Here is a 13008-nt window from a genome sequence, read left to right as displayed (position 1 = left end):
GCCTACCGGTTCACTTCGTGTCGGCGCCGAGCTCGACGCCCTTGGCGATCGCGGCCGAGACGAGGGCGTCCTGGCCCATGACGTCGATCGCCTTGTCGTGCATGCGGATGACGCTCTCGAGCTGCCCCTCGTCGAGGCTGTCGAAGGACGAGCTCGACGAGACGCTGATCGAGCTGACCGAGGAGAAGCACCCGCTCGTACAGGCGGAGCTCAGCGGGACGGCCTGGAGCGTCTCGTTGCTCTTCTCGCTGATCTTCTTGAGGGTGAGCTCGAGACGCTGCACGCCGGCCTTCGTGTCGACGACGTCGGTCGTGCCGGCGGTCGTCTGCGTCTCGAACATCGACTCGGTATTCTGGATGGTGAGCATGGCAATCTCCTTACAGACGTTGACTACGTATCGACGCGCGCGGTCGCTCGCGAAGATTCGCGAACGACCGCGCGCGCCCTCTCGGATGCGCTCCGAAGAGTCCTTGAGGTCCAAGGCGGCATGTCGCCCGTGACACCCCGTGATCGTCGAGCCGGACAGCGAGCGTGCCTTCCGGCGCCGCTCCAGCCCCGAAGCTCGCGGTTCTTCAAACCTTCAAGCAACGCGCATGCCGCGGGGCCCGAGCTCACGACCGCAGCCCGGGACCGGCGGAGCGGCGCCCGGGGCGCGGGCGGCATCCCCACGATGCGGCCCTCGATGCGCAACTACGCGCGCAAGTGAGCGAGGTTTCGCTCAACATGCGCATGCGTGTCGCCGAGGGCGCCTCGGGGACGAGGAGCGCGTATCGTTCCCGCGAGGCACCGAAGCACCATGCGTCAACACCGGCTCTCCCTCTCTCTCCTGCAGATCGCGCTGCTCACTGCGTGCGTGCAGCGCCTTGAACCCGACGACGGCGCAGGGACGGACGCCGGGCCCGCGTTCCCGTGCCCACCGGGCGCGGTGGAGACCGCCACGGGCTGCGAGCCGGCGGGGGTCCCGCCCGGGCGGTGCGGGAGCGGCTTCACGCCCGACGGAGCGCAGGGCTGCGTGCCCGTCCTGCCGGCGGAGGCGGGCCCGCCAGGTCGGATGGCCGTCCCCGGCGAGGCGGCGTGGCGTGAGGTCGCTCCCTGCGGGACGGGCCCGTGGGGCGACGCGCCGATCGATGAAACGACCGAGTTCGTCGACGCGGCCTACGTCGGGGCGGACAGCGACGGCACGGAGGCCAAACCGTGGACGACGATCCAGGACGCGATCGACCACGCGGCCGAGGGCTCCGTGATCGCGATCGCGGAGGGCAGCTACGCCGAAGAGCTGCTGATCTCAGGGCAGCCCGTGCGGCTCTGGGGCCGGTGCCCCGCGCGCGTCGAGATCGTCGGGCCGCCAGCGGCGATCGCCGTCCAGGTCGACAGGGGCGCGAGCGCCACGGAGATCCACGACCTCGCTGTCCGCGGGCAGGGCATGGGCCTCGGTGTGGCGAACGCGCGCGATGTCTTGGTCGAGCGGGTCTGGATCCACGATACCAGCGATGTCGGCGTCCTCGCCGCAGGCCTGGAGTTCAACACGAGCCTGACCGTGCGCGGGGCGCTCGTGGAGCACACAACGGGCGCGGGCATGGTCGTGGCCGACGCCGCCGTGACGCTGGAGGGCACGGTCCTGCGCGATATCGATCTCGCCACCGGGGACCCGGGGCACCCGTTCGACGGCCATGCGATCGCGATGCAGGTCGAGTCGTTCGAGCGCCGGGCGAGCGTGACGGCGCGATCCGTCGTCATCGAGCGCGTCGGGGGGCTCGGTATCAGGTTCTCCGGGGCGGACGGCGTCGTCGAGGACAGCGTCGTCCGCGATGTCGCCTGGCTCGCGGAGGACCTACCGGGCACCGGGCTCGCTGCGACCCATATCCCGAGCTTCGATCCCGGAACCCTCACGGTCCGGGGCAGCGTCCTGGAGCGGAACCACACCGCCGCCATCGCGATGATCGGCGCGGAGGCGACCATCGAGGCGACGGTCGTGCGCGACACGGGCCTGGCGCTGACGGAGGGCGATCCGGGCCACGGAATGGGCCTCTACACCGAGCCGAGCCGCGTCGACGACCGCCCCGCCCGCGTGGCGCTGCGGCACGTCCTCGTCGAGCGGAGCCGCGAGAGGGGGGTCGTCGTCAACGGCTCCGACGTCGAGATCGATGGCCTCCTCGTGCGGGAGATCCTCCCCGGCGCGTCGGACTACGGCGCGGGGCTCGAGATCGCGCACGATCAGCGGCGCGCGAGCGCCCAGGTGCGCGGCAGCGCGGTGGAAGGCAGTTACGGGATCGGGATCGCCGTCTTCGGGGCCGACGCGACCCTGGACTCGACCGTGGTGCGGGACACGAGGCCGCTGCCGTCGAACGAGGAAGTCGGCCGGGGCGTCAACGTCCAGTCGCTGCCCGACCTCGGCGAGCGCGCGAGCGCGCGCCTGAGCAACGTCCTGATCGAGCGGAGCAGGGACGGCGGCATCTTCCTCAGCGACTCGGACGCGACCGTCGACTCGACGACGATCACGGACACCCTGGGCCGCGCGCTCGACGGCGAAAACGGCCACGGCTACGGCATCATCGCCTACAACAACGAGACGGGTCAGGCGGACGCCCTCGTCCGGGACAGCGTGATCGAGCGGAGCACCGCGGCCGGCATCTACAACGTCGGCGCGACGGTGCGGCTCGCGTCGACGACCTTCACGTGCGAGCCGCTCTACCTCGTGAGGTACGTCGATGAGCGCTCCCCGGCGGTCTACGAGGATCTGGGCGGGAACGTCTGTGGCTGCGATGGCCGCACCATCGACTGCAAGGCGGAGCCGACGCGCCTCGAGCCCCCCCGCGCGCTGCCGCCACCTCCGCCTCTGCCCGAAAGCGAGGACTGAGGGCCCCCGTCGAGGTCTTCGAGGCGTCGCATAGGCGTGAGTCTCCGAAGACCTTCGGCGCCGCGGCGCTCGCTGGTCTCGAGCTTGCATGAGTAGGAGCAAGGAGCAGCGAGCATCGCATCGCCCAGGTTGCCGACGAGGAGCGGGACGGTCTGCTCGCGTCGCCCGAGGCGATCCTCGAAAGAAGGGGACTACGTCATGTTCTCGAACCAGCACTTCAGCCGATCGGTTTCCATCATGTCATCACGGGAGGGACGGCGTGGTGCGCGCACGCTGGGATTGATGCTCACGGCGCTGAGCCTCACGGGCACCGCGTTTGCCCTGCCCCCGTTGCCGCCGCCCGGCGAGGGCGGGCCGGTGATCGACCCTGTCGATCCCTCGACACAGCCGCCCGCGGCACCTTCCGGTATCAGCGTCGGCACGCGCACCGCGACGACGGTCGCGCTGTCCTTCCGCGATTCTTCGCCCTACGAAACGGGCTATCAACTGCAGCGGCGCGGCGGGGGCTCGACCAGCTGGGTAACGCGACGCAGCTTTGGCGCCCTGAGCTCTGGCGCGACAGCTAGCTTCACCGATTCGGGCCTCACCCCGGATACGTCCTATTGCTATCGTGTGCGCGCGTACAATCAGTACGGCCAGCGCTTCTCGCCGGAGCGCTGCGTGTTCTCGCGCGACGGCCGGGGGTATCGAGTCTGGCGGGCGCAGCTCGAGGTGCGCGTGGCCGATCGCAGCGACGCCAACACGGATGACGCGGTGTTCGCGCGTCTGAACGGCGGCGCCGTGCCGTCCGGCAACATCACGTACATGGACTACGGGCGTGACGACTTCGAACGCGGCAGCACGTTCACGTACGACCTGAACCTCGACTCCATCGACGACATCGGAGACATCACGCAGATCACCCTGTCCAAGGAGGGCGATGACGCGCTCTGCGTACAGGGCTTCTCGCTCCTGGTGAACGGCATGGAGGTCTTCGATCGCGACTTCGGGGCTGCCTCCAGCTGCCACTGGCTCGATACCGACGGCGGCCATTCGCCGACGCTCACCGTCACCCATGCGGAGCTACGCGCCCATCCGGCCTGGGCGGGCTACAACCACACAGCCGCCCAGTTTCTGCTGGCGTTCGGCATCCCCAACGAGGAGCTGGTGAGCCGGGTCGAGGCCCTGGTCGGCGACTCGCTGCACGGGGAGGATCTGTACTGGGGCAACCTGTACGGCCCTGCCGTGGAGATCACCCGCGGTTGCCCGGCGAGCGAAGCCGAGTGCACGACGGCCCACGTCGACCTCGATCTGGCCTACAGCACATGGCTGCCCGACCCCGAGGTGGACGTCGATTTCGATCTCGATTTCGTGTGCGCTGACGGCGCGCTCAGCATCGTCACGAGCAACCTCGAGGTCGACGCGGACTCCGATTGGTACTATGAGGTCCTGGGTCTCGGCCTGCTCGAGATATTGGACTACAAGGTTCGGCGGGGCGTGGAGGCAGCCTGGGAGGAGATCTCGCAGACGCTCGACGTCGGCGCGGAGTGCCGCGTCAACGTGACACCCGAGGGCGGCCTCTCGATCGAGGCCGTGCCGAGCTCGGGCGGGCCCCGCGTGCGACCGGGGCTCGGGGTTTTCGGGGGCGCCGTCAATTCACCGGTCGTGCGCCCCTGATCGAGCTCGCGCGAACGCCAAGCCCCGAGAGAGCTGGCCTACTTCATCACCTCGCGCGCGCGGGATGACGGACGCCGAGATGCGCGGCCGGGAGAGCGCTTCGGCGGCGCGCGGCGATGCTCGCGCGCTTGGCGCTGTCTTTTTCCTCTGACAGGGAAGGAAAAATCGAGCGTGGCCGTAGTATGCTCACGCGCCGCGCGCCTGCCCGGTCGACGATTCAGCCCGCTCGCTTCCTTCGACGGAGCCGTCCACGAGCGCCGCGCGGATTCTCAGGTGAACATTCTCGATGATGGAGCGCTCGATGACACGGATGAAGCTTCTTGGAACGCTGATGGTCGGGCTCGCGCTCGTTGCGTGCGGCGATGATGGCGCGGAGAGCAATCCCTCCGGCACCAGCGGCACCGGCGGCACCGGCGGCACCAGCGGCACCAGCGGCACCGGCGGCACCAGCGGCACCGGCGGCACGGACGGCACCGGCGGCAACGGCGGCACAGACGGCACCGGCGGCGACCTCGGGGGCGACCTCGATGGCAAGCAGCTCGGCGACCTGACGGACGAGGAATCGCAGGCGGTGTGCGACGAGATCGCCGCGTCGGCGGGCGGCATCTCGAAGGAGGACGCGTGCGAGTTCGCCGGCTTGGTCGCAGCCGCGCTCGGCGGCGGCGACTGCGCGACCGCCAAGGAAGAGTGCATGAACGACCCCGAGGAGCCTTCGGAAGAGGGGACGTGCCCCACGGACCAGTTCGCGGGGTGTACCGCCACGGTCGCCGAGTACAAGGCGTGCACGGACGCTCAGATCGAGTTCGTCAAGTCGCTCACGTGTGAATCGACCCTCGACCCCTCCGCGGAGCCGCCTCCGGAGTGCCAGGCCGTCAGCGAGAAGTGCCCGGAGCTCGGCGGCGGGGAGCCCTGAGGCTCCCCCGTCGCCCGCTCACCGGTCGATCTCGGGCGCCACGACGTCGAAGCTCGCGATGAGCGCCACGAGGTCGGCCAGGAACAGCCCTGGGCTCTTGGCCTCGATCATCGCCATCGCGGTGAAGCTCCCTGTCCGGAAGCGCGCCCGGTACGCCTCCTCCGCGCCGCGCCCGATCACGTAACAGCCCATGTCGCCGCGGGCGCTCTCGATGCGAGCGTACGCCTCCCCGTCGGGCCGCATCTTCTTCGGCAGCTTGCCCAGGATGTCGTCCTCCGGGTGCTCGTCGATCTTGTCGAGCGCCTAGCGGGCCTCAGCATCTCTGTCCACCGAAGCGGGCGGCTCTCCGCCATTCGCGCGGGCGGAGCGGAGATCGCCTCCGAGTTTTCGCCCGCCGGCGAGATCCCGCTCGGGCAGTCCAGGATGCTGACGCGGAGGGTGGACACCGAGACGATCAAGGCGCGGTTCATGCAGGAGTGGCCGACCGCCCGCGTGCACTGGGAGGAGCCGATGTATGTGATGCCGGACAACAGCGAGGGTACAATCGAGCCGCGCTACGTGTTCGCCTTCTCGATAGAATCTATCTCGGACGGCCAACAAGTCCTGTCCCGGCGGCGGCACATCGGCTACTCGGTCGAGGATGCAGGCGCTGCCGCGCAGGACTATACGGAGCGGGCGAATCCGGATACGGCCGGCGATGTGAGGAGATAAAGGGTTACAGATGGTTCACGTGCGTGGGCGAAGATCGCGGCATTACGGCTCGGCGAGGCTCGTCGCAGCGCTGTGTCTCGGCGCGGGAGGGTGTGCGTCGACCGGGCACGACGTTGAGGTGAGCGGTGGCGGACCGCTCATCCATCGGAGCGTCGACCTGGCGTGGCTGCCTGCGCGGAAAGCGGCCTTCGTGACGGCGGTGCATGGGCTGCAGACCGTCGAGATCGTCACGCTAGAGCCTGGCCCGGCCATCACCGCCCTGTCCGCCCCGGATCAGGGCGGGTGCAAGCGATTTCCGGTGGCGCTCGCCTCCCATGACGTGAACGCGGACGGCCTCGACGACGTGCTGATCCTGGACCCCGCGTGCGGAAACTGGATCGCGCTCGGGCAGCAAGGAGGGGGGTTCGGTCCGGCAGCGTGGGAGGATGTGCTTCCCGCGCTGCCGCCGAACCCCTACCTCTATGCGATCCCGATACCGGGAGAGGAACGCCCCGCGATCGTCTCGTCCAACGAGGGGGCGATCGCGGTTGCCCGCTTCCGGGGCGCCTGGGAGCGTATCGACCTCTCCTTCCTCATGCCGTACATGAGCTCGCTGCATGCCTCCGATATCCTCGCGGCGACCGCGCCCCTCGACGCCGGAGGGATCGAAGTAGCGTTCCAGCGAGGCGAGTTTCTTACCATGCTTGCGCTCACGCCTGCGAGCGCGGCCGCAGCAGCCTCGTCCATCGAGGCGCGCATCGACGTTCCTCAGGAGCTCATCGGGGCCCTCAAGCCGCACATCGGGTACGACCATCTTACGAGCTTCGTGCCGGACGGATGCGAACTCTTCGCGCTCGGCGTCGGCCTGTACCCGCCGGAGGCAGGGGACGCTCCGCGCCGTGTTCACGCGCTCCGCCGCGCGGGCGGCTCGTTCGTCGCCGAGCAACTCCCGCTCTCGTGCAACGTGACGACGTTCGCAGTGGTCCATGGCGGGGACGGCCTGGAGCCCGTGCTCGGCGCGGTCGAGCGGTGCGGTGACGATGACGTCTTCGAGCTCGCGCGCATCGTCGGCTGCGGCGAGCGTGTCGAGGTGCTCAGCCAGGCCAAGATCGAGTTCAACTGGCGCGCCGCGCCCGCGCCTCCCAGCTATTCGCGGCCGACGCTGCCCCGCACGAGCGGGGTGAGGCTCATCGCGGATCGACCAGCGCCCACGCGAGTGCGCTTCGTCCATTATGATGGCTTCGATCTGCGGGTCTTCACTGCAGAGGACGGCGATGGCTGGACGATCCGATCCACGAAATCAAGCATGCACAACGATCGCGAGGACGTCTCATGGTAAGCAAGCATCTGCGCACCTGGTTCCCGCGCCTCGTGACGTTCGCGGCGGTCGCCGCGCTCGGGACCGGGCTCTGCTCGTGCAGCTCCAATTCATGCACGACGCACCGCGAGTGCCTACAGTCGCCGGCAGCCGAGGAGGTCGGGCGCTGCACGCCGAAGGAGGCCTATTGCGCCGATGGCGAGTGCGCCGCGTCGTGCGCGAAGCTGTGCACGATCGTCGAGCCGACGTTCGATCCGTGCGGCGCCGGCCTCCTATGCAACGAGTCCGCGTCGCGCCGCGTGGAGCTGCCGTATTGCACTGGCGCACCCATCGAGTGCTCCACCCCGGCGGATTGCCCCCTGTACCTGCCCAGCGATGCCGGCGCGTGGGCGTGCGTCGACGGCGAGTGTCGGTTCCCGGACTTCCGCTACGCGCACGAATGACAGCGCCCGCGCGAGGGGAGCTCTCTCTTTCTCTATCCCTCCGCCTCCCGGTCCCCCTGTCGATTTCTCTCGGGTTCTCGCGGCGTGATCGGTGCTCTACCGGTCGATCTCGGGCGCCACGACGTCGAAGCTCGCGATGAGCGCCACGAGGTCGGCCAGGAACAGCCCTGGGCTCTTGGCCTCGATCATCGCCATCGCGGTGAAGCTCCCTGTCCGGAAGCGCGCCCGGTACGCCTCCTCCGCGCCACGCCCGATCACGTAACAGCCCATGTCGCCGCGGGCGCTCTCGATGCGAGCGTACGCCTCCCCGTCGGGCCGCATCTTCTTCGGCAGCTTGCCCAGGATGTCGTCCTCCGGGTGCTCGTCGATCTTGTCGAGCGCCTGGCGGAGGATCTTCGCCGACTCGCGGCACTCCTCGACGCGGACGTAGAACCGGTCCCAGCAGTCTCCCACGGTCCCGTAGCGCCCGCGGCCCACGGGCACGTCGAACTCGAGCTCGGGGTAGACCGAGTAGGCGTCCTCCTTGCGGAGATCCCATTTCACGCCGGACCCGCGCAGGTTGGGGCCGACGAGCCCCCAGTCCTTCGCCTCCTCGGCCGTGACCACGGCGACGTTGGCGAGGCGCTTGATGAAGATGTCGTTCAGGCTGATGAGCCGGTCGAACTCGACCATGATCGGCTCGAAGCGGTCGAGCCAGCGCTTCACCTTGTCGGCCCACCCCTTCGGCATGTCGAACGACACGCCGCCGATGCGGTGGTAATTGAAGGTGAGCCGCGCGCCGCACAGCTCCTCGATGAAGTCGTTGATGTACTCCCGCTCTCGCAGCGCCCAGGGGAAGGGCGTTACCGCGCCGACGTCCATCGCCATCGCGCCGAGCGCGATCATGTGGCTCCCGATCCGGTTGAGCTCGCAGGAGATGACGCGGAGGTACTGCGCCCGCTTCGGCACCTCGATGCCCATCAGCTTCTCGCAGGCGCTCGCCCAGGCCTCGTTGGCGAACATCGCAGCGATGTAGTCGACGCGATCCGTGTACGGCATGAAGCCGCTGTACGTGCAGCGCTCGCCGATCTTCTCGATGCTCCGGTGCAGGTAGCCGACGTCCGGCACCGCCTTCCGGATGATCTCGCCGTCCGTCGAGATGACGAAGCGGAGCACGCCGTGGGTCGACGGGTGATGAGGCCCCATGTTGAGGGTCATCTCGTCTTCCATCTCGGCGCCCGGCTCCGCGCCCGCGCGGTCGACGCTGAAGATGATCTGGCTCATGACGCCTCCGCGTCCTTCTTCGGGAGCTTGATCTTGAAGAGCTCGACGGGGTTCGGCCGCTGCGTCGGGATGCCGTGGTACTCGGCCTTCTCCTGCCAGTCCTTGCGGAGGGGGTGCCCCTCCCAGTCGTCGGGCAGGAGCAGGCGGCGGAGGTCCGGGTGCCCCTCGAAGCGCACGCCGAGCAGGTCGAAGCACTCCCGCTCCTGCCAGTTCGCCGCCGACCACACGTCGACGAGCGTCGACACCGCCGGGCTCTCCCGGTCGAGGAACACCTTCAGGACGACCCGGTGCTTCTTCGCGTACGAGTAGACGTGATAGACGACGACGATCTTCTTGAGATCGGGATAGTCGACCCCGGTGATGCACTCCAGGTAATCGAAATCGAGCTCCGGCGCCTCGCGCAGGAGCCGGCACACAGGCTCGATCTTCGCGGGCGCGACCTGGAGCCAGGCGTCGCGATCCTTCGGGGACACGGGGTGGAAGTCGAAGACCGCGTCTTCGCCGAGCTTCGCCTGGAGCGCCTGGAAGATAGCTTCGGGTGACATGGAAGATCCGGGAGGTGTCGAGAGGAGGGCTCAGCCGCCCGTCGCGCCGCGGCGGCCGAGAGCCCGCTCGCTCTTGATCTTCTCCTGGATCTTCAGGAGCCCTTCGAGCAGCGCCTCGGGGCGCGGGGGGCAGCCGGGGACGTAGACGTCGACGGGGATGATCTGATCCACGCCCTTGCAGACCGAGTAGGCGTACTGGAAGAGGCCCCCGCAGTTCGAGCAGCTGCCCATCGAGATGACGAAGCGCGGCTCCGACATCTGGTCATAGAGGCGCTTCACGCGGGTCGCCATCTTGTACGTCAGCGTCCCCGCGATGATGAACAGGTCGCTCGACCGGGGGCTCGGCCGCGGCGCGGCCCCGAAGCGCTCTAGATCGCCGCGGGGGCCGCCGGTCTGCATGAGCTCGATGGCGCAGCAGGCCAGGCCGAAGAGCATGTACCAGACGCTGTTCGATCGGCCCCAGTTGAGCAGCCAGTTGACGGTCTGATCGACGCTCGTCGTGATGACGCCGCCGCCGTCGCTCTCGTACTTCGCTTCCCACCCGCGGGGCGGGGCCATCAGGTTCAGGTTCGATGTCATGACTCCGCACCTCCCTCGGCGACCGCCGCCTGACCCGGGAGGCCCGCCGGCGCGCCTTCGCTCGTGCCCGCGAGCGGCGCGCGCGGCTGGGCCCGGCTGCTCACGTTCTGAGCCCCGCGCGGATCCCCCTTGATGGAGCGGATCCAGTTGAAATCGCCCTTCACCCAGACATAGGCGAAGCCGAGCATCAGGATGGCCACGAAGAGGAAGATCTCGATCAGCGCGAAGAGCCCGTTTCCCTGGTCCACCCAGCGCTTGAACACCGCCGCGACCGGGTAGATGAACGCTATCTCGACGTCGAAGATGATGTAGACGAGCGCGATGATGTAAAAACGCGGGTTGAAGTTGAACCACGCGGGCCCGACAGGCGCTTCGCCGCACTCGTACGTCTCGACCTTCTCGGCGTACATGTTGTTCGGGCGCAGCAGCTTCCCGAACAGCAGAGAGCCGAGCATGAAGCCGATCGCCACCAGAAAGAACGCGGCAACGCTGGCGTAGGCCATCAACATCGGGCGGAACCTCGCTCGGCTCGCCCCCCTCGCTCCAGGCGAGGAGGGTCGGATCCAGGGTGGTTATGTAGGTGAAAAGCTGAACCGCGGCAAGCCAGCAGACCCTGGCCTCGCCGGCGGTGCTGCTCGGGATCGACAGGACGCGCCGGGCTGGGATATCGCTCGAGCGTGGGTCTCGTGGACGTGACGGTGCTCGCGGCCGTGCAGGGGGCGGCGCAGGCGCTGCCCATCTCGGCGACGGGGCATGGCGCGGCGGCCCGGCTCTGGCTCCGCGCGGCCGACGGCGACGGCTGGGTCGCCGCCGCGCAGGCGCTCGCGGCGGCGGCGGCGCTCGCGCTCGCCGTGCGGCAGCGGCTCCTCCGCGCGCTCGGCGAGGGTGCCCGGGCGCTCGCGAGGCCGTCGCTCTTCAGGGCGTCGCCGCCGGCGCGCGACGCGGCGGGGCTCGCGCTGGGCGCCGCCGTGAGCCTGATCGTCGCGGCGGCGCTCCGTCCGTACGTCGCGCCCTGGCGGGACACGCCGCTCGCGGTCGGGCTCGGCCTGCTCGCCACCGGCGCGGCGCTCGCGAGCACCGCGATCGCGCCGCGGCGGGACGGCCGCGACGAGGCCGACGCGCCGTCGCTCGCCTGCGCGCTCGCGGCGGGCGCGGCGCACGGGGTCGCGGCGCTGCCCGGCGCCTCGCGGATCGGGGCGGCGCTCGTCGTGCTGCTCTGGCTCGGCGTCCGGCCCGGGCGCGCCGTCGAGCTCGCGCTCGCGCTGAGCATCCCCGCGCTGCTCGCCTCGGCGCTCGCCGAGGCGCGCGCGTTCCACGGCCCGGCGCCAGGGGCAGGCGCCGTGGCGCTCGGCCTCCTCGCCGCCTTCGTGAGCGCCGCAGCGGCGGCTTACGCGCTCCGCGCCCTCGCCGAGCGGCGGCGCATCGGCGCGCTCTCGCTGTGGGTCGTCCCCCTCGGCCTCGCGATGGTGGCCTACGCACGCGCGCTGCCCGGCCTCGCCTGAGCGCCCCTCGGCGGCCGCACCGCAACCGTGCGACCCTCTTCGACGTCCAGACCGCCAGGTCCAAACCCCACGTCCACACCGCGGAGAAGCGCCGATGACTCCGACCGACCCCTCCCTCCATGTCCTGATCCTCGCCGGCGGCGCGGGCACCCGCTTCTGGCCGGCGTCGCGCGCCGCGCGCCCGAAGCAGCTCTTGCCGCTGCTCGGCGGCGAGCCGCTCCTCGCCGCGACGGCGCGCCGGGTGCTCCCGCTGTGCGCCCGCGGCGGGGGCGCGGGCTGGGAGCGCGTCTGGATCGCGACCGGCCAGCACCTGGTCGCGCCGACCCGCGCGGCGCTGCCCGAGGTGTCCGAGCGGCGCCTGCTGGTCGAGCCGGCGCCGCGCAACACGGCGCCGTGCATCGGCTGGGCGGCCGCGACCATCGCGCGCGACGACCCCGAGGCGGTCGTCGTCGTGCTCCCGAGCGACCACCACATCGGCGACGTGCCGCGGTTCCTCGAGGCGCTGGGGGCCGCCGTCGCCTCGGCCCAGGGCGGCGCGATCACGACGATCGGCGTGCGCCCCACGCACCCGGAGACGGGCTTCGGGTACATCGAGGCGGAGGAGACCGCCGGAGCCGAGGGCGCGGCGCCCGCGGAGCCCCGCCGCGTGCGGCGCTTCGTCGAGAAGCCGAGCCGCGAGCGCGCGGCGGAGTTCGTGGCGAGCGGCCGCTTCCTCTGGAACGCGGGGATGTTCATCTTCCGCGCGGGCGACATGCTGGCCGCGATCCGCGCCCACCTGCCGGCGCTCGCCGCCGGGCTCGACGAGATCGACCGCGCCGCCGCGCTCGGTCCGGACGCCGAGGCGGAGGCCGTCCTGCGGGTGTTCCCGGGCCTGCCGGCCGTCAGCATCGATCACGGCGTGATGGAGCACGTCGCCGGGCTCGCCGTGGTGCCCGGCGACTTCGGCTGGAGCGACGTGGGCAGCTGGCAGAGCGCCTGGGAGCTCGCCGACAAGGACGAGCGAGGCAACAGCGCGCCCGCGGGGTCGGTGCTGATCGACGCGCACGGCAACCACGTGGTCGATCTGCGCGCGCGCGCCGCGCCCGACGATCGCCGGGTGATCGCGCTCGTCGGCGTGGAGGGCCTCGTGGTCGTCGAGACCGACGACGCGCTGCTCATCGTGCCGCGCGATCGGGCCCAGGAGGTGAAGCACGCGGTCGACGAGCTGAAGGCGCGAGGGCAGGGCCGGCACACGTGAGCGCG

14 protein-coding genes are annotated in these 13008 nt (G+C 70.2%); 8 read left to right on the top strand and 6 right to left on the bottom strand.

What is annotated here, in order from left to right:
• Positions 1 to 10 precede the first annotated feature (10 nt).
• A complete protein-coding gene (locus tag WMF14_RS48535; protein ID WP_437797747.1) occupies positions 11 to 367 on the bottom strand; it encodes a hypothetical protein in 357 nt (118 codons plus the stop codon).
• A 429-nt stretch (positions 368 to 796) separates the two neighbouring features.
• Here WMF14_RS48535 and WMF14_RS48530 point away from each other — a divergent pair, with 429 nt between their 5' ends.
• The 3 genes from WMF14_RS48530 (at position 797) to WMF14_RS48520 (ending at position 5426) form a co-directional block, all read left to right on the top strand.
• On the top strand, positions 797 to 2857 hold the full coding sequence (locus WMF14_RS48530; RefSeq protein WP_437797745.1) for a hypothetical protein: 2061 nt from the start codon (positions 797 to 799) through the stop codon (positions 2855 to 2857).
• A gap of 198 nt (positions 2858 to 3055) precedes the next feature.
• Positions 3056 to 4513, top strand: a complete 1458-nt coding sequence (locus tag WMF14_RS48525; RefSeq protein ID WP_437797743.1) for a fibronectin type III domain-containing protein — start codon at positions 3056 to 3058, stop codon at positions 4511 to 4513.
• A gap of 301 nt (positions 4514 to 4814) precedes the next feature.
• A complete protein-coding gene (locus WMF14_RS48520) occupies positions 4815 to 5426 on the top strand; it encodes a hypothetical protein (RefSeq protein WP_437797740.1) in 612 nt (203 codons plus the stop codon).
• A gap of 18 nt (positions 5427 to 5444) precedes the next feature.
• Here the strand turns inward: WMF14_RS48520 and WMF14_RS48515 are convergent, their stop codons facing one another.
• Positions 5445 to 5669, bottom strand: a complete 225-nt coding sequence (locus WMF14_RS48515) for a hypothetical protein (protein ID WP_276597009.1) — start codon at positions 5667 to 5669, stop codon at positions 5445 to 5447.
• A gap of 36 nt (positions 5670 to 5705) precedes the next feature.
• On the opposite strand from WMF14_RS48515, the gene WMF14_RS48510 reads away from it, so the two are divergent.
• The 3 genes from WMF14_RS48510 (at position 5706) to WMF14_RS48500 (ending at position 7877) form a co-directional block, all read left to right on the top strand.
• Positions 5706 to 6137: a hypothetical protein gene (locus WMF14_RS48510; RefSeq protein ID WP_437797738.1), complete on the top strand. Its 432-nt coding sequence runs from the start codon at positions 5706 to 5708 to the stop codon at positions 6135 to 6137.
• 190 nt (positions 6138 to 6327) lie between these two features.
• On the top strand, positions 6328 to 7455 hold the full coding sequence (locus WMF14_RS48505) for a hypothetical protein (RefSeq protein WP_437797736.1): 1128 nt from the start codon (positions 6328 to 6330) through the stop codon (positions 7453 to 7455).
• Positions 7449 to 7877, top strand: a complete 429-nt coding sequence (locus tag WMF14_RS48500) for a hypothetical protein (RefSeq protein ID WP_437797733.1) — start codon at positions 7449 to 7451, stop codon at positions 7875 to 7877. Before WMF14_RS48505 ends, WMF14_RS48500 begins: the two co-directional genes overlap by 7 nt.
• Positions 7878 to 7973: 96 nt before the next feature.
• Here the strand turns inward: WMF14_RS48500 and WMF14_RS48495 are convergent, their stop codons facing one another.
• Genes WMF14_RS48495 through WMF14_RS48480 form a run of 4 tightly spaced genes read right to left on the bottom strand, consistent with a single transcriptional unit; the run spans position 7974 to position 10773 of the window.
• Positions 7974 to 9140, bottom strand: coding sequence for an NADH-quinone oxidoreductase subunit D (locus tag WMF14_RS48495; protein ID WP_437797731.1), 1167 nt, complete (start codon positions 9138 to 9140; stop codon positions 7974 to 7976).
• Complete coding sequence (locus WMF14_RS48490) at positions 9137 to 9685, bottom strand: NADH-quinone oxidoreductase subunit C (protein ID WP_437797729.1); 549 nt, start codon at positions 9683 to 9685, stop codon at positions 9137 to 9139. The genes WMF14_RS48495 and WMF14_RS48490 overlap by 4 nt, the downstream gene beginning before the upstream one ends.
• Before the next feature lie 30 nt (positions 9686 to 9715).
• Complete coding sequence (nuoB, locus tag WMF14_RS48485) at positions 9716 to 10264, bottom strand: NADH-quinone oxidoreductase subunit NuoB (RefSeq protein ID WP_012241670.1); 549 nt, start codon at positions 10262 to 10264, stop codon at positions 9716 to 9718.
• Complete coding sequence (locus WMF14_RS48480; protein ID WP_437797727.1) at positions 10261 to 10773, bottom strand: NADH-quinone oxidoreductase subunit A; 513 nt, start codon at positions 10771 to 10773, stop codon at positions 10261 to 10263. Before WMF14_RS48480 ends, nuoB begins: the two co-directional genes overlap by 4 nt.
• Before the next feature lie 168 nt (positions 10774 to 10941).
• On the opposite strand from WMF14_RS48480, the gene WMF14_RS48475 reads away from it, so the two are divergent.
• Together WMF14_RS48475 and WMF14_RS48470 are read left to right on the top strand one after the other, a co-directional pair.
• Positions 10942 to 11766: an undecaprenyl-diphosphate phosphatase gene (locus WMF14_RS48475; RefSeq protein ID WP_437797726.1), complete on the top strand. Its 825-nt coding sequence runs from the start codon at positions 10942 to 10944 to the stop codon at positions 11764 to 11766.
• Positions 11767 to 11860: 94 nt separating this feature from the next.
• A complete protein-coding gene (locus WMF14_RS48470; protein WP_437797724.1) occupies positions 11861 to 13003 on the top strand; it encodes a mannose-1-phosphate guanylyltransferase in 1143 nt (380 codons plus the stop codon).
• Positions 13004 to 13008: the final 5 nt, after the last annotated feature.

Origin of the sequence: Sorangium sp. So ce693, from assembly GCF_051521375.1 — a bacterium.
Classification (GTDB): Bacteria; Myxococcota_A; Polyangia; order Polyangiales; family Polyangiaceae; genus Sorangium; species Sorangium atrum.
The sequence above is the reverse complement of the archived record's forward strand: the minus strand, read 5'-3'. Positions and strand labels throughout refer to the sequence as shown.